Annotated in this window: 20 protein-coding genes; 11 read left to right on the top strand and 9 right to left on the bottom strand. The window is 61.6% G+C overall.

Features of this window, described 5'->3' with window-relative positions; genetic code table 11:
* Window positions 1–6 precede the first annotated feature (6 nt).
* From PH551_RS19770 to PH551_RS19745, 6 genes are all read right to left on the bottom strand, one after another.
* A complete protein-coding gene (locus tag PH551_RS19770; RefSeq protein ID WP_285194535.1) occupies window positions 7–768 on the bottom strand; it encodes an ABC transporter ATP-binding protein in 762 nt (253 codons plus the stop codon).
* Window positions 765–1,805 carry a FecCD family ABC transporter permease gene (locus tag PH551_RS19765; RefSeq protein ID WP_285194534.1) on the bottom strand — a complete coding sequence of 347 codons (1,041 nt, stop codon included), beginning with the start codon at window positions 1,803–1,805 and terminating at the stop codon, window positions 765–767. Before PH551_RS19765 ends, PH551_RS19770 begins: the two co-directional genes overlap by 4 nt.
* Window positions 1,802–2,827, bottom strand: a complete 1,026-nt coding sequence (locus PH551_RS19760; RefSeq protein ID WP_285194533.1) for an ABC transporter substrate-binding protein — start codon at window positions 2,825–2,827, stop codon at window positions 1,802–1,804. Before PH551_RS19760 ends, PH551_RS19765 begins: the two co-directional genes overlap by 4 nt.
* A 142-nt stretch (window positions 2,828–2,969) precedes the next feature.
* The gene (locus PH551_RS19755) at window positions 2,970–3,851 is read right to left on the bottom strand and encodes an alpha/beta fold hydrolase (RefSeq protein WP_285194532.1); all 882 of its coding nucleotides are present in this window, start codon (window positions 3,849–3,851) and stop codon (window positions 2,970–2,972) included.
* Window positions 3,852–3,853: 2 nt separating this feature from the next.
* Window positions 3,854–4,135 carry a hypothetical protein gene (locus PH551_RS19750; protein WP_085781684.1) on the bottom strand — a complete coding sequence of 94 codons (282 nt, stop codon included), beginning with the start codon at window positions 4,133–4,135 and terminating at the stop codon, window positions 3,854–3,856.
* 27 nt (window positions 4,136–4,162) lie between these two features.
* Window positions 4,163–4,615, bottom strand: coding sequence for a hypothetical protein (locus PH551_RS19745; protein ID WP_097600554.1), 453 nt, complete (start codon window positions 4,613–4,615; stop codon window positions 4,163–4,165).
* A gap of 168 nt (window positions 4,616–4,783) precedes the next feature.
* Between PH551_RS19745 and PH551_RS19740 the strand changes: the two genes are divergently transcribed.
* Window positions 4,784–11,083, top strand: coding sequence for a HAMP domain-containing protein (locus PH551_RS19740; protein WP_285194530.1), 6,300 nt, complete (start codon window positions 4,784–4,786; stop codon window positions 11,081–11,083).
* Between the two features lie 10 nt (window positions 11,084–11,093).
* Window positions 11,094–12,767, top strand: coding sequence for a response regulator (locus PH551_RS19735; protein WP_285194528.1), 1,674 nt, complete (start codon window positions 11,094–11,096; stop codon window positions 12,765–12,767).
* Window positions 12,768–13,067: 300 nt separating this feature from the next.
* On the opposite strand, the gene PH551_RS19730 is transcribed toward PH551_RS19735, so the two are convergent.
* The 3 genes from PH551_RS19730 to PH551_RS19720 all read right to left on the bottom strand — a co-directional run bounded on the left by PH551_RS19730 (window position 13,068) and on the right by PH551_RS19720 (window position 15,050).
* The gene (locus PH551_RS19730; RefSeq protein ID WP_285194526.1) at window positions 13,068–13,541 is read right to left on the bottom strand and encodes a hypothetical protein; all 474 of its coding nucleotides are present in this window, start codon (window positions 13,539–13,541) and stop codon (window positions 13,068–13,070) included.
* A gap of 196 nt (window positions 13,542–13,737) precedes the next feature.
* Entirely contained in the window at window positions 13,738–14,271 is a 534-nt protein-coding gene (locus PH551_RS19725; protein WP_285194523.1) for a hypothetical protein, read from the bottom strand.
* A gap of 35 nt (window positions 14,272–14,306) precedes the next feature.
* Window positions 14,307–15,050: a hypothetical protein gene (locus tag PH551_RS19720; RefSeq protein WP_285194521.1), complete on the bottom strand. Its 744-nt coding sequence runs from the start codon at window positions 15,048–15,050 to the stop codon at window positions 14,307–14,309.
* Between the two features lie 268 nt (window positions 15,051–15,318).
* Here PH551_RS19720 and treZ point away from each other — a divergent pair, with 268 nt between their 5' ends.
* The 9 genes from treZ to PH551_RS19675 all read left to right on the top strand — a co-directional run bounded on the left by treZ (window position 15,319) and on the right by PH551_RS19675 (window position 21,527).
* Window positions 15,319–17,100 (top strand): malto-oligosyltrehalose trehalohydrolase, encoded by a 1,782-nt coding sequence (gene treZ / locus PH551_RS19715; protein ID WP_285194519.1) that lies wholly within the window; start codon window positions 15,319–15,321, stop codon window positions 17,098–17,100.
* Between the two features lie 13 nt (window positions 17,101–17,113).
* Window positions 17,114–19,036 carry a 4-alpha-glucanotransferase gene (malQ, locus tag PH551_RS19710; protein ID WP_285194517.1) on the top strand — a complete coding sequence of 641 codons (1,923 nt, stop codon included), beginning with the start codon at window positions 17,114–17,116 and terminating at the stop codon, window positions 19,034–19,036.
* Between the two features lie 11 nt (window positions 19,037–19,047).
* Window positions 19,048–19,248: a hypothetical protein gene (locus PH551_RS19705; RefSeq protein ID WP_285194515.1), complete on the top strand. Its 201-nt coding sequence runs from the start codon at window positions 19,048–19,050 to the stop codon at window positions 19,246–19,248.
* Window positions 19,249–19,330: 82 nt separating this feature from the next.
* Window positions 19,331–19,546, top strand: a complete 216-nt coding sequence (locus tag PH551_RS19700) for a hypothetical protein (RefSeq protein WP_285194514.1) — start codon at window positions 19,331–19,333, stop codon at window positions 19,544–19,546.
* 10 nt (window positions 19,547–19,556) lie between these two features.
* A complete protein-coding gene (locus tag PH551_RS19695) occupies window positions 19,557–19,739 on the top strand; it encodes a hypothetical protein (protein WP_285194512.1) in 183 nt (60 codons plus the stop codon).
* Window positions 19,740–19,748: 9 nt separating this feature from the next.
* Window positions 19,749–19,937: a hypothetical protein gene (locus PH551_RS19690; RefSeq protein WP_064812628.1), complete on the top strand. Its 189-nt coding sequence runs from the start codon at window positions 19,749–19,751 to the stop codon at window positions 19,935–19,937.
* 82 nt (window positions 19,938–20,019) lie between these two features.
* Window positions 20,020–20,181, top strand: a complete 162-nt coding sequence (locus tag PH551_RS19685; RefSeq protein WP_221164787.1) for a hypothetical protein — start codon at window positions 20,020–20,022, stop codon at window positions 20,179–20,181.
* Window positions 20,182–20,526: 345 nt separating this feature from the next.
* Window positions 20,527–21,156 (top strand): DUF433 domain-containing protein, encoded by a 630-nt coding sequence (locus PH551_RS19680; RefSeq protein ID WP_285194511.1) that lies wholly within the window; start codon window positions 20,527–20,529, stop codon window positions 21,154–21,156.
* A complete protein-coding gene (locus PH551_RS19675; RefSeq protein WP_285194510.1) occupies window positions 21,153–21,527 on the top strand; it encodes a DUF5615 family PIN-like protein in 375 nt (124 codons plus the stop codon). The genes PH551_RS19680 and PH551_RS19675 overlap by 4 nt, the downstream gene beginning before the upstream one ends.
* Window positions 21,528–21,661: the final 134 nt, after the last annotated feature.

The raw sequence follows: 21,661 nt of genomic DNA, 5'->3' as shown, positions 1-21,661 counted from the left end.
CCGTTCTCACCTGAGATAGTGGATATGCGGGCGCGAATGATGGGGGGAGGCTTCGATGCGGGCTTCGACCGAAAAGACCTCGCGCAGCAGCGCCTCGCTCAGCACATCCTCTGGCGCGCCTGACGCGACGATCCTGCCCTGGTGCATGATAGCAAGCTCGTCGCAGAACATGGCGGCATGGTTGAGATCGTGCAGGGCGACGATGCTGGTGATCGGCAGGCCGGAAACGAGCCGCATCAGGCCGATCTGGTGCTGGATGTCGAGATGGTTTGTCGGTTCGTCGAGGATGAGTTCCTGCGGCGACTGGGCAAGCGCCCTGGCGATGTGGGTGCGCTGCTTTTCGCCGCCTGATAGGCTCTGCCAGCGATCGTTGCGCTTTTCGGCCATGCCGGCGCGGGCGAGCGCTGCCTCGACCGCCTCTTCGTCGGCCTTCGTCCAGCCGGAGAACATCGACCGGTGCGGGAAACGGCCGAGCTTGACGACGTCGACGACCTTGAGATTGGCGTTCGTCGTTGCGTGCTGCTCGACGAAGGCGATACGCCGGGCGATCGAGCGGCGGCTGATCGTGCCGATATCGCTCCGGTCGAGTGTGACGCGGCCGGAATGCGGCCGCTTCAGGCCCGCGAGAAGCCGCAGCAGCGAGGTCTTGCCCGAGCCGTTCGGCCCGAGCAAACCGAGCATCCGGCCGGGATGCGCCTCCATGGAGACGCCGTCCAGAATGGTCTTCCTGCCAATTTTCCAGGTAAGGTTGTCGGCCTTGATGCTCATGACGCGCGCTGGAACCGGTAGAGGATGATCGAGAAGAAGGGCACGCCCACCAGCGCCGTCACGACGCCGATCGGCAGGATCTGGTTGGGAATGAGGGCGCGCGCGGCGATGTCGGCGAGCACCATGAAGATGGCGCCTGATATGGCGCAGGCCGGCAGAAGACGGATATGAAGCGGCCCGACGACGAAACGGGCGACATGCGGCACGACGAGGCCGACGAAGCCGATCGAACCCACCATGCTGACGATCGTGGCCGTCATCATGGCCGTCAGTGCGAAGAGCGCCATTCTGGCGCGGCTGACATTGACGCCGAGCGAGGATGCCGCCTCATCGCCGAAAGCGAAGGCGTCGAGCACGCGGGCGTAGAGCAGGCAGGCGGCGAGGCCGAAGCCGACGACGATCGAGACCAGCGCAAATTCCGGCCAGCGCACGCCGCTGAAGCTGCCGAGCAGCCAGAACATCACGTCGCGGGCCTGCTGCGCATTGGCCGACGTGGTGACGATATAGGAGGTCAAAGCATTGAAGAGCTGCGAGGCGGCGACACCGGCAAGGATGGTGCGGTCCGCGCCGCCGCGCGTGCCGTTCGACAGCAGCGCCACAAAGAAGAAGGCCGCGAAGGCGCCGGCGAAGGCGCCTGCCGAAAGCGATACGGCGCCCGCGCCGACGCCTAAAATGACGATCGCAACGGCACCGGTGGAGGCGCCGGCCGAAATGCCGAGCACATAGGGTTCGGCGAGCGGATTGCGCAGCAGCGACTGCATGATGGCGCCAGACAGCGCCAGTCCCGCGCCGCAGAAGGCGGCGACGAGCGCGCGGCTCAGGCGATAATCCCAGATGACAGTCTCATGGATGCCGTTCAGCTCGACAGCGGTCCAGCCGAGCCGGTTGGTAACGGCCGAGAAGGTGGTCGCAAGCGGGATCGGCAGGTCGCCGATCCCGACGCTGACGCCGATGGCGACAGCGATGAGGCAAAGGGAAGCCAGGAGCAGTGCGATGACTGCTCCCAGCTGCCGGAAGAGACGGACTGCGTCGATCACCTCAGGAGCCCGAGGGCCTTCAGCTGCGCGGCCACCTGTTCGGCCCCGTATATCGTGCGGATGGTTGGGTTCATCGCCTGGCCGTCCATCACGACGAGCGCCTTATTCTTGACGGCAGGAATCTGGCTGACGGCCGGATCTGTGTTCAGGAAGTTGATCTTGGCTTCGGGTTTGTCGAGTTCCCAGCGGTTGCGGTCGAGGCTGGCGACGACGATGACGTCGGGGTTGGAGGCGATGATGCCTTCCCAGCCGACAGTCGGCCATTCTGCGTCGGCGGTGATCGCATTATGTCCGCCGAGCAGATCGGCGATGAAGGCGGAGGCGCTGTTTTTACCACCAACATAGGCGTCGGCCGACGGGCTGGGGCTGGAAAACCAGAAGACGTAGGACAGGTTCTGGCCGTCCTTGGCAACGCTCCCGCGAAGCTTGGCTTCACGCGCCTTGAAATCGGCGATCAGCGCCTGGCCCCGATCGGCGACATCGAAAATCTGAGAGAGTTCGTCGATCTCCTTGTAGAGAAGATCCATGTTCCACAACTCGCCGCGGCTGCCGTACTGGTCCTTGACGTCCTTGGTGCTGAGGCAGGTGCTCGGCGAGAGGTAGGTTGAGACGCCGACCTTGTCGAAGTCCTCGCGCTTGGCGATCTTGCTGTTGGGGCCTACCAGGCTTGGCAAGGCCACCGCCACGAAATCGGGATTTTCCGCGAGCATCGACTCGAAGGTCGGCATTTCGACGGTGAGAAGCTTGACCTTGGCATTTGCCTCGGCGAGCTGCGGCAGAACCCTGCTCGGCCAGAAGGCGGTGCCGACCATCTTGTCCTGAAGGCCGAGCAACAGAAGGATTTCCGCGCTGTTCTGGCCAAGCCCGATCGCCCGCTCGGGCGCCTTCTTGAAGGTCACCTCAGCGCCGCAGTTTTCGAGCGTCAGCGGGTAGGTGGTCGAGCCGGCGAATGACGGAGCCGCGGCAAGGCCGATCAGAGCGGATAGGCCGCAGGCGGCCAGAAGTGATTTAAAGCTGATCACTGTAGAAATCCCGGTGCGTGAGTTTGTGGGCGGGGGTATAGCCACAGGAGGCGCAGGAAAACAATACCAAAAGGATCAACTTATCGCAAAAATCGACGGTGCTGGACACTGCGCCCGGTTAGCTCGCCTACCAGACCACGTCCTAAGTCCAGATACTATCACTATCGTTTTCGAGAAACTTCCGGATCGCCTGCGAGAGAGCTTGTGGGTTCTCCTCGGCCACGTGATGGCCGCTGTCGATGCCGAAGCCGCGCACGTCCTCGGCCCAGTTTCGCCAGATAGCGACGGGATCGCCATAGATCTGTTCCATATCGTCGCGCAACGACCAGAGGCACAGCATGGGGCAGGTCACTTTCCGGCCGGCGTCGCGGTCCTCGCGGTCGTGGCGGTGGTCGATACTGAGGCCGGCGCGGTAATCCTCGATCATCCCGTGGATCACGGCTGGATCGTGGATAATGTCGATAAGGTCGTCATAGGCCGGCCTTCCCATCAGTTCAGGCGAGAGTTTGTCGTACCATGCCAAGGGATCGGCCATGATCGCCCGTTCCGGCTTTTCCGGCTGAGCGAAGAAGAACCAGTGGTACCAGTCCCGGGCAAATTTCCAGTCGGCGCGTTCGAGATGCTCGATCACGGGGATGCCGTCGGCGATGACGAGTTTCTGCACGCGATCGGGATGGTCCATCGCCATGCGGAAGGCAGTCAGGCTTCCGCGGTCGTGGCCGACCACCGCGAAGTTTTCGTGCCCCAGTCGCCGCATCAGCGCGACCAGCGCTTCAGCCTTGGCGCGCTTCGAAGAGTTGCTGCTGTCGGGAGCATCGGCCGGCTGGTAGGAGCGGCCGAAGCCGGGAAGGTCGGGGCAGACGACCGTGTAGTCGGGCGCCAGCAGCTCCGCCACCTTCCCCCAGGTCATATGCGTCCTGGGATGGCCATGGAGGAGAAGAACGGCTGGTCCTGATCCGCCGTGTCGGACGCGAAGAAAACCCGGTCCGACGTCGACGGAATCGAGAGAAAAGCCTTGGAGCATGGTCAGCTGAGCTTGCCCACGAGCTTGGCATAATCCGAAAATGTCGCCCCTTCGCCTTTGCTGCCAGCCTCGCCGGCAAGCTGCAGCACACGGATTGGAAACAGGATCGCCGCCAGGTTGGCGCCGGAGAGCTCATGGTCGTCGTCCTCCTCGATCGCCTTTTTGGCTTTCGAGAGCGCGGCATCGATTTCCGCGCGCGTAAGCAATTCCTTCTCGACGATCGCGTCGCATATCGAGGCCATTGCCATGATCAGGCCCTTGAGCTGCAGATTGGCGGTATTCATGAGAACTCCCGGGTGAAGAAAGGATTTCTAGTCCTGTTCGACCGGCCGGATTGTGTCGACCGAGACCGTGCCGTCGAGGATACCCCGCTTTATATCACGTCTGTCCCGATCGATCTCGATCACGGTGTAAAGCTTGTCGTCACGAAAGGCGCTGGCATTGGCCGTGGTGACATCTTCGGCAGGCGCCGCATCGACTTCCATGAAATCGAGTTCGCGTGCCGCGGCAACGATTCTGGCATCGCCCGGCGTCCGGGCGGCGACGACGATGGCGCCGTGATTGGGAGCATTGCCCCATCTGGGATCATCGGGTTTGGCGATCGGCTCAAGCCGGTAGATGTTCAGCACCTCGCCGCCGGTTTCGGACGATGCCTCCGCCGCGGCATCCTGCATCTGCGCTTGGCTCTCGACCGACCTGCCGAAGGTCGTCGGGCTGGTCGCATTGTTGATCTCGTCTTTCCCTGTCCTTGAGACGTTCGACATGTCGTTCTCCTTGTCAGGACGGAAACGACGGCCAGCGGGAAACTGTTCCCACGCAGGCAAAGTTTGGCCGTCGACACTGGGTTAGGCCTACCTCTGCAACCCTGCGGCACACCCATAGCCTTTTTCCAGTCGAGCACTAATTACTCTCTGTCGAACAGGGGGGATTTCGTGAGCACGCAAACCGGTGAATTTTCGCGCGACGGCGCTGCGGCTGAGAGCATCAACGGGCACGACCACAAAAGCATGGCGTATGACGATGCCAGCGCCCTTTTAGAAGTGCTGGTCGCGGTGAGGCGCGGCGACTTTTCCGTGCGGATGCGCTCTGACCTGACCGGCGTGACCGGCAAAGTCGCCGATGCGCTGAACGACATCATAGCCGCCAATCAGCGCATGGCCCGGCAGCTCGAACATGTCGGCCAGGTCGTGGGCCGCGACGGGCGGACAAGTACCAGGGTGCGCTTCGGCCTGTCGGATGGTTCATGGTCGGAAATGGAAGGCTCGATCAATGGTCTGATCGACGATCTCCTGTGGCCGACCACGGCGGTCACCCGCACGATCACCGCGGTCGCCAAAGGCGATCTCTTGCAGACCGTGCCGCTCGATGTCGACGGGCGGGCGCTGAAGGGCGAATTCCTGCGCTCGGCCGATATCGTCAACACGATGATCAAGCAGCTCAGCGTCTTCACCTCGGAGGTGACGCGCGTTGCCCGCGAAGTCGGCACTGACGGCAAGCTCGGTGGGCAGGCGCAGGTGCCCGAGGTGACGGGCGTCTGGAAGGACTTGACTGAAAGCGTCAACTCGATGGCGTCGAACCTGACGGCGCAGGTGCGCAACATCGCGGAGGTGACGATCGCGGTCGCTAACGGCGACCTCTCCAAGAAGATTACCGTCGACGTGCGCGGCGAGATCCTGCAGCTGAAGGAAGCGATCAACACCATGGTCGATCAGCTGCGCTCCTTCGCTTCCGAAGTGACGCGCGTCGCCCGTGAGGTCGGCACCGAAGGCAAGCTTGGCGGTCAAGCGCTGGTGCCGGGTGTCGCCGGCACCTGGAAGGACCTGACCGACTCGGTCAACGCGATGTGCGGCAACCTCACAGCCCAGGTGCGCAACATCGCGCAGGTGACGACGGCGGTTGCGCGCGGCGACCTCTCGCGCAAGATCACCGTCGACGTTTCGGGTGAAATTCTGGAGCTCAAGGAAACCATCAACACGATGGTGGATCAGCTCAACGGCTTTGCCGGCGAGGTGACGCGTGTGGCGCGTGAAGTCGGCACCGAAGGCCGCCTTGGCGGCCAGGCGCAGGTGCCTGGCGTGGCCGGCACCTGGAAGGACCTGACCGACAACGTCAATTCGATGGCCTCCAATCTGACGGCTCAGGTGCGCAACATCGCCGAAGTTTCCACCGCGATCGCCAATGGCGACCTGTCGAAGAAGATCACGGTGACGGTTTCGGGCGAAATCCTCGAGCTGAAGGAAACCATTAATACGATGGTCGATCAGCTGAACGCCTTTGCCTCGGAGGTGACGCGTGTCGCCCGCGAAGTGGGAACGGAAGGCCGGCTCGGCGGTCAGGCGAACGTACGTGGCGTCGCCGGCACCTGGAAGGACCTGACCGAAAACGTCAACTCGATGGGCGGCAACCTGACGGCGCAGGTGCGTAATATCGCGGAAGTCTCCACAGCCATCGCCAATGGCGACTTGTCGAAGAAGATCACCGTCGACGTGAAGGGCGAAATTCTCGAACTGAAGGAAACCATCAACACGATGGTCGACCAGCTGAACGCCTTCGCTTCGGAAGTGACGCGCGTGGCGCGCGAAGTCGGCACGGAAGGCCGGCTCGGCGGCCAGGCCAACGTGCGCGGCGTGGCCGGCACCTGGAAGGACCTGACCGACAGCGTCAATTCCATGGCCTCCAACCTGACCGGCCAAGTGCGCAATATCGCCGAAGTCGCGACTGCCGTCGCCCAGGGCGACCTTTCGAAGAAGATCACCGTCCCGGTGTCGGGCGAAATCCTCGAACTGAAGGAAACCATCAATACGATGGTCGACCAGTTGAACGGCTTTGCCGGCGAGGTCACGCGCGTCGCACGCGAAGTCGGCACCGAAGGCCGGCTCGGCGGCCAGGCCAATGTGCTCGGCGTCGCCGGCACCTGGAAGGACCTGACCGACAGCGTCAATTCCATGGCCGGCAACCTGACGGCGCAGGTGCGCAACATCGCCGAAGTCTCCACGGCGATCGCCAATGGCGACCTGTCGAAGAAGATCACGGTGTCGGTCTCGGGCGAAATCCTCGAGCTCAAGGAAACGCTGAACACCATGGTGGATCAGCTGAACCGCTTCGCCTCCGAGGTGACGCGTGTGGCCCGAGAGGTCGGCACCGAAGGCAAGCTCGGCGGTCAGGCGCAGGTGCCTGGTGTGGCCGGGACCTGGAAGGATCTGACCGAAAACGTCAACTCCATGGCCTCGAACCTCACCGGTCAGGTGCGCAACATCGCCGAAGTCACGACCGCCGTGGCGCGTGGCGACCTCTCACGCAAGATCACTGTCGACGTGAAGGGGGAAATCCTTGAGCTGAAGAACACCATCAATACCATGGTGGACCAGCTGAACGCTTTCGCCGGCGAAGTCACGCGTGTTGCCCGCGAAGTCGGCACCGAAGGCAAACTCGGCGGCCAGGCGCAGGTACCAGGCGTTGCCGGCACCTGGAAGGATCTGACCGACAGTGTCAACTCCATGGCGGGCAACCTGACGGCGCAGGTGCGAAACATCGCCGAGGTGGCGACTGCGATCGCCAATGGCGACCTGTCGCGCAAGATCACCGTCGATGTGCGCGGCGAGATCCTGCTCTTGAAGGACACGCTGAATACTATGGTCGACCAGCTTCGCTCCTTCGCCGGCGAAGTGACGCGTGTCGCCCGCGAAGTCGGCACCGATGGAAGGCTCGGCGGCCAGGCCGTCGTTCCCGGCGTCGCCGGCACCTGGAAGGACCTGACCGACAACGTCAACCTGCTCGCCGCCAATCTGACGACGCAGGTTCGCAACATCGCCGAAGTGACGACCGCCGTGGCGCGCGGCGACCTCTCGCGCAAGATCACCGTCGACGTGAAGGGGGAAATCCTCGAACTGAAGAACACGATCAATACGATGGTCGACCAGCTGAACGCCTTCGCCGGCGAAGTCACACGCGTCGCCCGCGAAGTCGGCACCGAAGGCAAGCTCGGCGGTCAGGCGCAGGTGCCCGGTGTGGCCGGTACCTGGAAAGATCTGACCGACACCGTCAACGTCATGGCCGCCAACCTCACCGAACAGGTGCGCGGCATCGTCAAGGTGGTGACGGCGGTCGCAAACGGCGACCTGAAGCAGAACCTCACCGTCGCCTCGAAGGGCGAGGTGGCAGCCCTTGCCGAGACGATCAACAACATGACGAACACGCTTGCGACCTTCGCCGATCAGGTGACCACGGTGGCGCGCGAAGTCGGCGTTGAAGGCCGCCTCGGCGGTCAGGCAAACGTTCCCGGTACCGCGGGAACGTGGAAGGATCTGACCGGCAACGTCAACCTGCTTGCCGCCAATCTGACGACGCAGGTGCGCGCCATCGCCGAGGTCGCCACCGCCGTCACCAAGGGCGACCTGACGCGGTCGATCAAGGTCGATGCGCGCGGCGAAGTGGCCGAGCTCAAGGACAACATCAACACGATGATCGACAACCTGCGCCTGACGACGGAGCGCAACACCGAGCAGGACTGGCTGAAGACAAATCTGGCGCGCTTCACCAACATGCTGCAGGGCCAGCGCGACCTGACGCTGGTCGGCAAGATGCTGCTTTCGGAGCTGGCGCCGCTGGTCGGCGCGCATCAGGGCGTCATCTACCAGGTGGACGCCGACGAAGAGCAGCCGTTCCTGTCGCTGCTCTCCGTTTATGCGCAGGGCGTCGAAGCGGCGCATCCGCTGCGGCTCGACTTCGGCCAGGGCCTGGTCGGCCAATGCGCCAGCGACGCCCGCCGTATCCTCGTCACCGACCTTCCCGACAATGTCGTGCCGATCAGCTCGGGCGTGTTCACGACGCTGCCGCGAAGCGCGATCGTCCTGCCGGTGCATTTCGAGGGGCAGGTGAAGGCGGTGATCGAGCTTGCCTCTGCAGGCGAATTCACCGAGCTGCAGCTTTCCTTCCTCGACCAGTTGACGACCTCGATCGGCATCGTTCTCAACTCGATCGAAGCGACCATGCAGACCGAAGGCCTGCTCAAGCAGTCGCAGCAGCTCGCGGCCGAACTGCAGACGCAGCAGCGCGAGTTGCAACAGACCAACGAGCAGCTCGGCCAGAAGGCGCAGCAGCTCGAGGAACGCAACGTCGAAGTCGAGGCGAAGAACCAGGAAATCGAGCAGGCCCGCCGCGCGCTCGAGGAAAAGGCGACGGAGCTTGCTCTCACCTCGAAGTACAAATCCGAATTCCTCGCCAACATGTCGCATGAATTGCGCACGCCGTTGAATTCGATCCTTATCCTCGGCCAGCAGCTTGGCGAAAACCCCGACGGCAACCTCTCGGCAAAGCAGGTCGAATTCGCAAAGACCATCCACGGCGCCGGCACCGATCTGCTCAACCTCATCAGCGATATTCTTGATCTGTCGAAGATCGAGTCCGGTACGGTCTCGGTCGACGCCGAGGAGATCTTTGTCAGCAATCTGCTCGAAGTGATGGCGCGGCCATTCCGGCACGAGGCGGAAAACCGCAACCTGTCCTTCGCTATCGAGGTCGGCGCCGATGTGACGAAGAGCATCATTACGGATTCGAAGCGGCTGCAGCAGATCCTCAAGAACCTGCTGTCGAACGCCTTCAAATTCACGGCGCAGGGCGGCATCACACTTCGCGTCGCCTCGGCGGCGAGCGGCTGGTCGCCGGAGCATCCTTCGCTCCGGCATGCGCCATCGGTCATCGCCTTTGAAGTGATCGATACCGGTATCGGCATTCCGCCTGAGAAGCAGCGCATCATCTTCGAGGCGTTCCAGCAGGCGGACGCCTCGACCAGCCGCAAATATGGCGGCACCGGCCTGGGGCTCGCCATCAGCCGCGAACTGGCAAACCTGCTCGGTGGCGAGATCCAGCTGCGCAGCACGCCGGGTGTCGGCAGCACCTTCGTGCTTTACCTGCCGCTCACCTATGTCGGCGCCGGCGCGGTGGCGCCGAAGTCGGCTCCGGCAGCGGCGAATGTCGTCGAATTCGCCGAGGCGGCTGCCCGCCGGGCTGAGAAACCCGCCGAACATGTCGCGGACGACCGCCACCGGATCGAGCCCGGCGACTCCGTGCTGCTCGTCGTCGAAGACGATGCGCATTATGCCCGCGTCCTCGTCGATCTCGCCCGCGACAACGGCTTCAAGGTGTTGGTCGCGATGCGCGGCAGCGATGCGCTTGTTCTTGCACAGGAATACAGGCCGTCGGCGATCTCGCTCGACATCTTCCTGCCCGACATGCTCGGCTGGACGGTGCTGAGCCAGCTCAAACAGAATTCGCAGACGCGACACATTCCGGTGCAGATCATCAGCCTCGACGAGGACCGCCAGCACGGGCTGACTCGCGGCGCCTTCGCCTTCATGAGCAAGCCGACAACGCCGGAAGGTCTCGGCAAGGCGCTGTCGCGGCTGAAGGCTTATGCCCAGCCGCGCCGCAAACAGCTGCTGCTGGTGGAAGACAACGAAGCCGAGCGCATGAGCGTCACCGCCCTTCTTGGGCACGACGACATCGACATAACAAGCGTCGGCTCCGGGTCGGAGGCGCTCACGGTTCTCCGGCAGGGCTCGGCCGACTGCGTCGTGCTCGACCTCACGCTGCCTGACATGTCCGGCTTCGAGGTGCTCGAGCAGATCCGCGACGACGCCGAGATCGCCGAAGTCCCGGTCGTCGTCTTCACCGGCCGGGAGCTTTCGCCTGAGGAAGACGCCACGCTGCACAGCATGGCGCGCAGCGTCGTGGTGAAGGGGGTGGAGTCGCCCGAGCGGCTGCTCGACGAAACGGCGTTGTTCCTGCACCGGGTGGTCGCCGACCTGCCGGCGGCAAAGCAGGCGACGCTGCAGGAGTTGCACAGCTCGGACGAGGATCTCGTCGGCGAGACCGTGTTGCTCGTCGACGATGATGCCCGCAACATCTTTGCGCTCAGCAGCGTGCTCGAACGTCGCGGCATGAAGGTGCTGACCGCGACGACGGGTAGCGAGGCAATCGAGGTCATCAACACCGAGCCCTCGGTGGCGATCGTGCTGATGGATATCATGATGCCCGGGATGGACGGTTACGAGACGATGCAGGTGATCCGCTCGGAGCCCCGCTTCCGACGGCTGCCGATCCTGGCGCTGACGGCTAAGGCGATGAAGGGTGACCGGGAGAAATGCCTGGAAGCGGGCGCGTCGGACTACCTGGCAAAGCCCGTCAACACCGAGCAACTCCTGTCGGCTCTGCGTATGTGGCTGCACCGCTGAGGACCCGGACATGAACCCCGTCAACATCCTCCTCGTCGACGACCAACCCGCCAAACTCCTGAGCTATGAGGTCATCCTTGAAGAACTCGAGGAAAACCTGATCAAGGCGCAATCGGCGCGCGAAGCCTTCGAGCACCTGCTGCGCACGGAAATTGCCGTGATCCTCGTCGACGTCTGCATGCCCGAGCAGGACGGATTCGAACTGGTCAGCATGATCCGGCAGCACCCGCGCTATCAGAACACACCGATCATCTTCGTCTCCGCCGTGATGCTGGCGGAACCAGACCGGTTGCGCGGCTATGCGGTGGGCGCCGTCGATTACGTCTCCGTCCCGATCGTGCCCGAGGTGCTGCGGGCCAAGGTCAGGGTCTTTGCGGATCTCTACAGGAAGACGCGGGAACTCGAACGTCTGAACGCCGAGCTGGAGGCCAGGGTGCACCAGCGCACCGCCGAGCTCGAAGCCTCGGCAGCGCAGTTGCGTCAGCTGAACGAGGAGCTGGAGCACCGGATCGACCAGAGGACACGCGAACGCGAGGAGGCGCTGGCGCAGCTCTTCGAGGCACAGAAGCTCGATACGATCGGCCACCTGACAGGCGGCGTGGCGCACGACTTCAACAATCTTCTGATGGCGGTGCTTGGCAGCCTCAGTCTGCTCAAGAAGCGGCTTCCGGCGGATGAGCGCAGCGAACGTCTGGTGACGAACGCCATCCAGGCGGCCGAACGCGGTACGGCGCTCACCCAGCGCCTGCTTGCCTTCGCTCGCCGACAGGAGCTGAAGCCGCAGGCGGTCGATTTCCTCCGCCTGTTCGAAAACGTCGAGGATCTGCTCGCCAAAGCGGTCGGACCGCGGGTCGAGATCCGAAAGCGCATCCCTGCGGATCTGGAGCCGCTGCTGGTGGACAGCAACCAGCTGGAGCTGGCGCTGCTCAATCTCTTCGTCAATGCGCGGGATGCACTTGAAAGTGGTGGTGCGGTGACGGTCGCCGCGGCGGCGGAGGAGACCCGGCCGGCCGGTCTTGCAGGTGGAAATTACATCAAGATATCGGTGTCGGACGATGGCGAGGGAATGGACGAAGCGACGGTTCTGCGCGCCGCCGAGCCATTCTTCACCACGAAGGGGATCGGCAAGGGCACCGGGCTCGGCCTGTCGATGGTGCACGGCCTGGCAGCGCAATCGGGCGGTTCGATCCAGATTTCGAGCACAAGAGGGAAGGGCACGACCGTCTCCCTCTGGCTGCCCGTCGCGCAGAGCATTCCAAAGGCAGAGCCGGCGGACGTGCCTGCGGCCGCCGAACCCTTGAAAGCAGTCTCGCGATCGCTTGCCATCCTCGTCGTCGACGACGATGCGCTTGTCAGGACCGGAACCGTGGCAATGCTGGAGGATCTCGGGCACCTGCCGCGGGAAGCGGCTTCCGCTACCCAAGCTTTGGAATTCCTCGCTGGCGGACAGGAGTGTGATCTCGTCATCACCGATCATGCCATGCCGGGCATGACGGGCGCCGAGCTCGCACGCCATCTTCGTTCAGCCTTCCCCAACCTGCCCGTTATCCTCGCTTCCGGCTATGTCGAGCTTGCCGAGGATCAGGGGCTCGGCCGGATGCTCAGGATGGCGAAACCGTTCACGCAGGAGCAACTCCAGGCGGCCATGGACGAGGCTCTGAGGGCCACGGTCGCGGCGGCGTGATGGGGCCGGAAAAGGCGGCCGAGACAGACGCGATATTAACGCGGACAGGCCATATTGGATCGGCTGCCGAATATCTTCGACATGGGACATCGCGGCGATGGGACAAAGCAGGCTGCAAGTTGACGAAAGGTGTGTCGTCTGCCCGAAAGTCAGGATGTTCCGTTCGTTGCAGTCAGCTGATTACAGCTTAACTCGCTGAAATAATTGAACTGCCGCCGTTGGCGTTCAGCGGAGGCCGGAGATCGGCGAGGCCGGCCGAGACCAATAAATATCCAGTCTAAACGCAGACGTTGACGCACATCACACAATCAGTCCTGCGAAGTGCGAAATCATGCCGTTGGCATCGGTTGCACCGGTGAAGCCGGTTGCGTCCCATATAATGTGGTGCCGATTGCTGTCGCGGTGGATCGTGACGCAGATCTCCAATGGCGTCGGTGCCTGCCAGGAGAACTCGCTGTTAGGGGCCAGCTGGATGTTGCTGAGAGAAACAAGCTGGTCGGCGTCGAGAAACATGAGCGTGCTCTTGTCGGTGGGATAAAGCTCGTCCCACCGGGCCTGCGCCACCACATTCGCGGACCGGACGAACGCTCCACTATCGGCGTAAGGATCAGCTAGGGCGGCAGTACGCCAAGCGGCGAAGATCCGGGCGATATCCGCCGGGTTGAAGCCGAGCCGGCTGAGAAAATCGATCATCTGGTCACTGCAGAATGTGTCGTAGCCTTGTTGTCCAATCGGTCGGATGTGCTTGACCTCGAAATTCCCAAGAATCGCCATTGCTATTTCCTATGGAGGATTAGTGTGCATCCGCTGTTGCCCGGCATTCTCCCGTCGGTCCCGCGTCTGGTGACACCCAGCACACGGCCACGCGGGATGTGAGAGCGTGACGATCGAAATTGGAATCCTGGCGTCGCATGTTGAGCCCCGGCGACACGTCAACTATCGCCGGAAGCGCCTCGATCTGCCTCTTAGTCTAGAAAAGGATCGTGACGTGTGCGGGAAGCCCCAGAAATTCCGCCAACGCGATCCGCGGCGTCAGTCCTCCTTGTCCCGCCGGCCAAGGATCGCGCACATCCAGGACATTGCCGTCATCCGAGTACCCGTACACGACATAGTAGTGGATCGCCGTGCCAACGACAAATATCCGATCGTTATCTATCTCCGTCCGGACCAGCTCGGCGGTGAGATGTTGCACGAAGCGGCCACCGGTTGCGGCGTTATCGAACGCGTTCCATTGCGTGCGCACCAGTTGCACAACCTGGCTAAGCAGGTTGGCTCCACCCTCTTCCCGCTGCCCGGCGGAGAGGTCCAGAGCCTCCGCCAATTCCCAACGCTCCTGAACGGCGGGATCGAGCTCGGCTAGCGCCCACGTGGTTCTCCTCGCGATGTCGTACTGCAACACCGCAGGGAGGCTGCGGTAGCTCCGGACCATCACCTCGGCGGCAGCGAAGCACCATGAAGATGTCTCCTGAGCAACCAGGGCCGGAGGTGTTGTAACTGTCGGCATTGTCGACTCCTTCGAAACCGTCGGCCGCAGCACGGTTAGTTGTAGCTGATCAATGGAAGCCTATAGTCAGCCTCTATCCGAGCTCGTGTTACCGCCAGATCTTCGACGCCGGCCGCAGAAGCCGCTCCACCCGTCAGGAAGTCCCAGGTTTCCTTCATGCGCTGCCTTGCCTCGTCGCGCTCTTCCTTCGTCAGCGTCGAGATTTCATCCAGCTGAAGCGCGAAAATCCCAACGAAGTCCGACCAGGTGATCTTTCCGACGTCAACGTTCGACAGCACGTAGGAAAAGGCGGTCGCCTGCTCGATTTTCGTCTTCAGCGAGGCGGCCATCACGGATCTCGACCAGGCCATCAGATCGACGCGATAGATCGCAAAATCCGTGGCGTAGACGAAGTATTTGCTTGTCGTCATGGATTGACCTTCGGTTGACCCCAGGAACACCTCAAGAGCCTTTGAGAGAAGCGCAAACACTCCATCGATGATGTTGTTGGTGCCGCCTTCTATAAAGCCGCCAACTGCTGTTTTGATCACTTCCGGTATGTCTTTCATATTGTGCGAGCTGAATGCTCTGGACATGCCGTCGGTGCGAAGTACCTTGGATATGGGCACTGTTTTGTTCGTGCCGTGCCCGGCATCCAGGATCAAAAGGTTAATTTGCTTCGAGAACAGTTCGCGTTTGGTTTCGCCCAACGCTTCGAGTGTTTCCAGTGCTTCTCGTTCCGCTTGAGCCAGATCGCTCGATCCGTCGAATTCAGAAATAATCTTGCCAAAAATGGCCATGGTTCTCTCCTGTTAGGGCGTCCCAATCCCTTTGGGTAGCCCGTCTGCTATAGCATTAAAGACAACTGTGGGTGACATTGAATTAAAAATACAATTAACGGTTAAAGATTTGCCTTAGGAAGTGCGTGGCAGATTGGAACAATTGAGGATTGTATCCGTGCGCCACCGGTGGTCAGGTCTCGCTCGCTGAGCGCACTTCACCCAGCCGAAACTTTTTGCTCTGACAAAAGTTACTCAAACCCATCCACATTTCACCGAAGGCCTCCCCTTGACCAAAACGATGTTCGGCCCCGCATTCACCGAAGATGGCGTTCTGTTTCGCCTTTGGGCTCCACTGCATGAAAGCGTTTCGTTGAAAATCGAAGGCTCTGATCCGCGCCCGATGCAAGCGGCTGAAGATGGCTGGCATAAGTGCGCGGTCGCGGATGCCGGCCCTGGTACGCAGTATCGCTTCATCCTGCCGGACGGTCTTCAAATTCCCGATCCTGCTTCGCGCTTCCAGCCGCAGGATGTGCATGGTCCGAGCGAAGTGGTCGACCTTGCCGCCTATCGCTGGAGCACACGCGAATGGGCCGGCCGGCCTTGGGAGGAGATGGTCATCTACGAACTGCATATCGGCTGCTTCACACCGCAGGGGACTTTCAAGGCCGCGATCGAGCGTCTCGACAATCTGCGGGAGCTGGGCGTCACGGCGCTGCAGATCATGCCGCTCAGCGACTTCCCCGGCCGCTACAACTGGGGCTATGACGGCGTGCTTCCCTTTGCGCCCGACAGCAGTTACGGCCGGCCCGAAGATCTGATGGCGCTGGTCGATGCGGCGCACGAGCGCGGCATCTCCGTTTTCCTCGACGCGGTCTACAACCACTTCGGACCCGATGGGAACTATATCCCCTCTTACGCGCCGCTCTTTACCGATCATCACAGGACCCCCTGGGGCCACGGCATCAATTATGACGGCGACGGCTCTGAGATGATCCGCGAATTCGTCATCGAGAACGCCATTTATTGGATCACCGAGGTCAGGCTCGACGGTTTTCGCTTAGACGCCGTCCACGCCATCAAGGACGACAGTTCTGAGCATCTTCTTCACGCGCTGGCCCGCCGCGTCAAGGCTGCGGCCGGTGGCCGGCATGTTCATCTGATCGTGGAAAACGAGGAGAACGACAGCGACCTTTTGGAACGTGACGCAGACGGCGAGGCGAGGCTGTTCACGGCCCAATGGAACGACGATATGCACCATGTGCTGCATATTACCGCCACCGGTGAAACCTTCGGCTACTATGCCGATTATACCGGTGACGCCGGCAAGCTAGGCCGGGCGCTGGCAGAAGGTTTCGTGTTCCAGGGCGAGCATATGCCCTATCGCGGCGAAAGCCGAGGTAGGCCGAGTGGCCACCTACCGCCCACCGCCTTCGTGTCCTTTATCCAGAACCATGACCAGATCGGCAACCGGGCGCTGGGGGACCGGATCATGGCTTCGAGCCCGACCAATGCCGTCAAGGCCGTCACATCGATCTACCTGCTGGCACCTGAGATACCGATGCTGTTCATGGGCGAGGAATGGGGTGCGCGAGAACCTTTTCCGTTCTTCTGCGACTTCGACGAGGATCTGAACGAAAAGGTCAGGAAGGGCAGGCGCGAGGAGCTTTCGCGCCTGCCGGGTTTCGACGCTGACGAGCTTCTCGACCCGACGGCGCCGTCGACCTTTGCGGCGGCCAAGCTCGACTGGTCAAAACGCGCCTCTTCGGAAATGCTCGAATTCTACCGGGAGCTTCTCAGCCTCCGGCATGGACGAATCGTACCCTTGTTGAAGGGCGCCCGCGGCGGAAACGCGGCCTATTACTCGGCGGGTGCGACGCTTGCGGTCGATTGGACCCTGGCCGGCGATTGGCGCCTTCATCTCGACGCCAACCTCGGCAGCGAGGCGGTGCGGCTTCCCAAGCGGTGCGACCAAGGTGAAACGATCTTCCGCCTCGGCAGCTGCGATGGAGGTCAACTGGCGCCCTGGACAGTGATCTGGCGCATCTCGAAAGGCGAGGGCATCGCATGAAGGCGATCGGACGATGAAGTCTGCCGAGCTCGACAAGCTCGCCCGCCAATACGGGATCAGCTTGACCAGGCCCAGTCCCGACGACGGCGGCGAGGTGGCGATTTCCGCCGACACCAAACGCAAGATACTCTCAGCTTTGGAAGTCGATCTGCCAGGAACCACCCATCGCGGGACGGTTGCACCGCGGCGGGAGCAGGAGCCCGGGCCGGCGAAGGAGACAATTCCCAAGTCATTTCTGCCGAACTTCCTGCTCAAGACGCGGGTCTGGGGGATCAGCCTGCAGCTTTACGAACTGCGGTCGGCGCGAAACTGGGGCATCGGAGATTTCGAGGATCTGTCTGACATGGCCGACTTGGCGGGGAAGCTTGGCGCTGATTTCATCGGTCTCAATCCGCTTCACGCACCATTTCTTGCCGATCCCGATCGCTGCAGCCCCTATGAACCTTCAAGCCGTCAGCATCTCAACCCGCTCTATATCGCGGTCGATAGATTGCCAGGTTTTGTCAGTAGTGCCGAACTCGAACGGCAATTGGAGGGACTTCGCGGGGGGGGCCTCGTCGATTATGTCGGAGTTGCGAGAGCCAAGCTTGGAGCTCTGCGCGATCTCTGGCGCGCCTGGCTGCAGGCGGGTGCCGCCCATGAAGCCTACAATCCCGTTGATTTCGATGCCTTCGTCACCCGAGGCGGCAACAGCTTGCGGCGCCATGCGCTCTTTGAATGTCTTTCGCTTTCCATGGCCGGACGCGGGGCCGGCGCCGGCTGGCAGGGATGGCCGGCAGATTTCCGGCGCTCTGACAGTGCCGCCGTCGCTGAATTCGAGCGTAGGCATGCGGACGAGGTCCGCTTCCACATGTGGCTGCAGTGGCTTGCCCACCGGCAACTGCTGCAGGCAGCGGACCGGGCGCGCGAAGCCGGCCTGCGGATCGGGCTTTATCTCGATCTCGCCGTGGGCGAGGCGGTCGACGGAGCGGCGACATGGAGCGAGCCGGATGTCTATATCTCGAAAGCGACCATCGGCAGCCCTCCCGATCCGTTCGCCATAGAGGGGCAGGACTGGCATCTTGCCGGATATCTGCCTTCCGCGATCGCTGCGGGAGACAGCTCGCCTTACCGGCGCATGGTAAGCGCCGCCATGCGCTATGCCGGTGCGATCCGTATCGATCACGCCCCGGCGCTCCGGCGGCTCTTTCTGGTGCCGCTGGGCAGCAGGCCGGACGGCGGCGCCTATGTCAGCTACCCCGAGCATCGGCTTCTACAGATCCTGGCCGAGACCTCCGCTGAGCATCGATGCCTCGTCATCGGTGAAGCGCTGGGAGTGATACCGCCGGATTTGCCTGACGAACTGGCGGCAGCGCAGATCCTCTCGTATCGCATTCTCTCCTATGAACAGGACGGGAATGGCTTCAAGCCGCCGGATGCCTATCCGATTTTCAGCCTGACTTGCATTTCGACCCACGACCATCAGACGCTTGCCGGCTGGTGGCGCAGCGCCGACATCCAGGATCGCCGCAACCACGGCATCGTGCCGCCCGATCTCACGGAAAAACATCTGCGGCATCGTCGGCGCGAGCGGCGAAATCTGAAGGCAGCGCTGCGCGCCGCCGGCATCGACGTGCCGGCTCGCCTCAGTGCACGGGCAAGCCGGGAGACCTTGCGGGAACTGACTGTCAGCGCCTACCGCTTCATCGCCCGGACTCCGTCGCTTCTCGTCGCGGTTCGGCTTGCCGACCTGACCGACGAGAAAAGGCCTACCAATATCCCTGGCACGAGCGACAGCTACCCCAACTGGAAACCGAAGCTGTCGGTTTCGCTGGAGGACTTGGCGTCGACCCCCCTGCTGCATCGCATTGCGACGGCGATGCGGGAAGAAAGGCCGCGAAGTCGCGCAGCGAGGGAACGATCGGGACGCAGGCGAATTTCCAATAGACAGGGATGAGGATCGCCGCGATGAAACCCACAAAACCACTTGTCGAAGTTGCCGTAGAGACCGAGGGAGGACGGGTGCCGCTGGGCATCATGAACGCCAAGCAGGCAATGTCGCTTCCAGACCATCTCGATGTGAAGGTATCGCATCCCGATCATGAAGCGGGCAGCACCGACAAATTCATTCGGAAGGACGAGCTGCACCGGCACTTGGGCGAGTCCTAGGATGCGGTCAGGAGATTTGAGTTTCAAGCCCGGAACCTCCGCGGGCCTTGAATGTTTGACTCGATAAACGAAGGAGAAAATCATGGCACATGCCGACCGGAAGCATATTGGCGCTGGCTCGAAGGGAAAGGGTGACGGCAGCGGCGCGATGACCAATCTCGACCAGGAACAGCTCCCCGAAAACATGGTCCTTTCGAACCGCGACAAGACGCAGCATTCCAAAGCGCGCGGCCTCGATGGCAAGGCGGTCCAGACCGAACAATATTCCGATCACAGCTCCAATCGAAATCCCAAATGAGGACAAGGTGATGAGCAGCAGATTACCCCCCATTCCCGCCGATAACGTCAGCAGCAAGGGAGCCGGCAAGCCCGTGCGGACCGCGGCAGAGGATACTGCGATGGCAAGCGGCAGCGAAAACCCTGAAAAGAAGGGTCAACAAGGAAACACCAAAGTCAACACCACCCATCAGGGTTACCAACAGGACAGGTAGGAGGCATCGATGTCAACCTCGAAGAAGAGCCCATCGACGATCCGCCAGGGCGGGCCAGGCGCATCCCACGAAAACGCCAAGGCGCCGCTTGAAATACCGAAACCGGCAGCCGAGCCGGACAGACGTACGCGAAGCAAGGTTTCCGGCGGCGGCGGCGAGCATGATCGCCACCACACCCACGACGCAAGAGAGAAGTGAGGGAAAGACTTGGCGCTGGACCTGATGAGCCCAAGGCACGAGGTCCAACGCTTCACATGATCAACATGACGGAAAACAGACCATGACGAGCGCATTCATCCTTGTTGCACTGGCTCTCATCTTCATCTACGCCGGCCCGACATTGCTTTACATCTGCGTCGGTTATGCTGACTACATGATCGAACGGCGCCGACATTTGCTGGCTGTAAAACACGCGGTAAAGCGTCGCAGCGACGAGCTTTAGCTGTCCGGTTGACGGCGGGGCAAGGTTTCGTGTCCTGAAGGATGCCGGCCCCTTTCAGGGTGTTGCCGGCGTAGAAGGTCGCCCCATGGTGTTCTTTCTAGGACGTCCGTGGATACGACTTTTATCAGCCTTGATCAGATAATTCGCCGTGATATGGCCTGGGTTTCCTTCAGGATAGCCTGCCAAGCTCCTTCAGTTCCTGTTTATTTCACTCAACTCCCCGGAACCATTGATCGATCTCCTTAACCTCATGGCTCGGAGGCTCTCGGGGCTGGCAGAGACCGAGCTGCCGATCTTTACCCTGAACGATATCTGCCATATATATTCTTCATAAGGAGAATGATTATGGCAAGCGCAGCGCGAACCTACACCCCCCCCGAAGCCGCAGCTGTCAGTGAGATTGCTGTAAAGTCGGTCCACAATGCAATCGACAAAGGCATTATCGCGGCACACCACGGCCGTGAAGGTCGGATTCTTTTCGACGACGACCTGCTCCGCCTGAAGCTCTGGTACGGCGTAGGATCGATCCTGTCCGCGGAGCGCCGCAAACGCCTGTTCGATACGATCGACCAGAACCGCAGTGCGGATACTGTGAGAGCAGATGATTATCTGATCATCGACGTTGCGCGGGCGAGGGAGCAATTGGCCGCGCGCGCCGAGGCGCTTCGGGAAGCAGAACAGAATATTCAAGCCGTGAAGGGCGTCGCAGGCGGCGAGCCGGTATTCAACGGAACTCGGGTTCCGGTGCGCATGATCGCCGCGATGAAACAGCAAGGCGCCAGCACCGCTGAAATCGTAAAAGGCTACCCGTCCGTCTCAGCGCGAATGGTGGAATTCGCCGAAATCTGGACCGCAGCTCACCCCGCTCGGGGCCGGCCGAAAAAGTTGTCGGAACAGGGACTGAAGGTTAAGTCGGTGAAGCGTTTGCCGCTCGCCAAGGCCGGTTCGAGGAAATCCTCGGACACGGCTTCGTGAAATTCCTCATCGATGAATGCCTGCACACATCTCTCGTGGCCATGGCGCAAGAACATGGCCACGACTGCTTTCATGTCAATTGGCTTGGCCTGAGGGGCGAAACGGACTGGGATCTGATGCCGCGTATCATCGCGGAAGATTTTACGTTCGTGACGAATAACGCCCGCGACTTCAGGAAACTCTACGCCAAAGAGGAGCTGCATGCCGGACTGTTAATCATCGTGCCGCAAGTCCTGCCGTCCTTGCAGCGCGAATTGTTCTCGGCGATGCTGCAGGAACTCGCCGGTTCCAATGAAATCGTGAATGAAGTAGTGGAGATTGCCATCGAAAATGGTGAGATTATCCTGACGCGCTATGCACTGCCGGAGTGAACATCAATCCTCGACGGTGGCAGGTGCCCGGCTCTGCTGCGGGATCTCTATGATGCATAGCTTCGTCGGCGGCTGGTAAGTGGCGACGCTCAGCGACTTGGACTCGGCCAATGCTTTCGGGCTTCTCCATGACA

The organism is Rhizobium atlanticum (genome assembly GCF_030182485.1).
Classification (GTDB): Bacteria; Pseudomonadota; Alphaproteobacteria; order Rhizobiales; family Rhizobiaceae; genus Rhizobium.
The sequence above is the reverse complement of the archived record's forward strand: the minus strand, read 5'-3'. Positions and strand labels throughout refer to the sequence as shown.

Coding starts and splice junctions, on each gene's coding strand:
- PH551_RS19730 (WP_285194526.1), bottom strand. CDS start 13,541: ATGGCGATTCTTGGGAATTTCGAGGTCAAGCACATCCGACCGATTGGA.
- PH551_RS19685 (WP_221164787.1), top strand. CDS start 20,020: ATGACGAGCGCATTCATCCTTGTTGCACTGGCTCTCATCTTCATCTAC.
- PH551_RS19720 (WP_285194521.1), bottom strand. CDS start 15,050: ATGGCCATTTTTGGCAAGATTATTTCTGAATTCGACGGATCGAGCGAT.
- PH551_RS19705 (WP_285194515.1), top strand. CDS start 19,048: ATGAAACCCACAAAACCACTTGTCGAAGTTGCCGTAGAGACCGAGGGA.
- PH551_RS19695 (WP_285194512.1), top strand. CDS start 19,557: ATGAGCAGCAGATTACCCCCCATTCCCGCCGATAACGTCAGCAGCAAG.
- PH551_RS19755 (WP_285194532.1), bottom strand. CDS start 3,851: ATGCTCCAAGGCTTTTCTCTCGATTCCGTCGACGTCGGACCGGGTTTT.
- malQ (WP_285194517.1), top strand. CDS start 17,114: ATGAAGTCTGCCGAGCTCGACAAGCTCGCCCGCCAATACGGGATCAGC.
- PH551_RS19770 (WP_285194535.1), bottom strand. CDS start 768: ATGAGCATCAAGGCCGACAACCTTACCTGGAAAATTGGCAGGAAGACC.
- PH551_RS19725 (WP_285194523.1), bottom strand. CDS start 14,271: ATGCCGACAGTTACAACACCTCCGGCCCTGGTTGCTCAGGAGACATCT.
- PH551_RS19750 (WP_085781684.1), bottom strand. CDS start 4,135: ATGAATACCGCCAATCTGCAGCTCAAGGGCCTGATCATGGCAATGGCC.
- PH551_RS19690 (WP_064812628.1), top strand. CDS start 19,749: ATGTCAACCTCGAAGAAGAGCCCATCGACGATCCGCCAGGGCGGGCCA.
- PH551_RS19680 (WP_285194511.1), top strand. CDS start 20,527: ATGGCAAGCGCAGCGCGAACCTACACCCCCCCCGAAGCCGCAGCTGTC.
- PH551_RS19745 (WP_097600554.1), bottom strand. CDS start 4,615: ATGTCGAACGTCTCAAGGACAGGGAAAGACGAGATCAACAATGCGACC.
- PH551_RS19735 (WP_285194528.1), top strand. CDS start 11,094: ATGAACCCCGTCAACATCCTCCTCGTCGACGACCAACCCGCCAAACTC.
- PH551_RS19700 (WP_285194514.1), top strand. CDS start 19,331: ATGGCACATGCCGACCGGAAGCATATTGGCGCTGGCTCGAAGGGAAAG.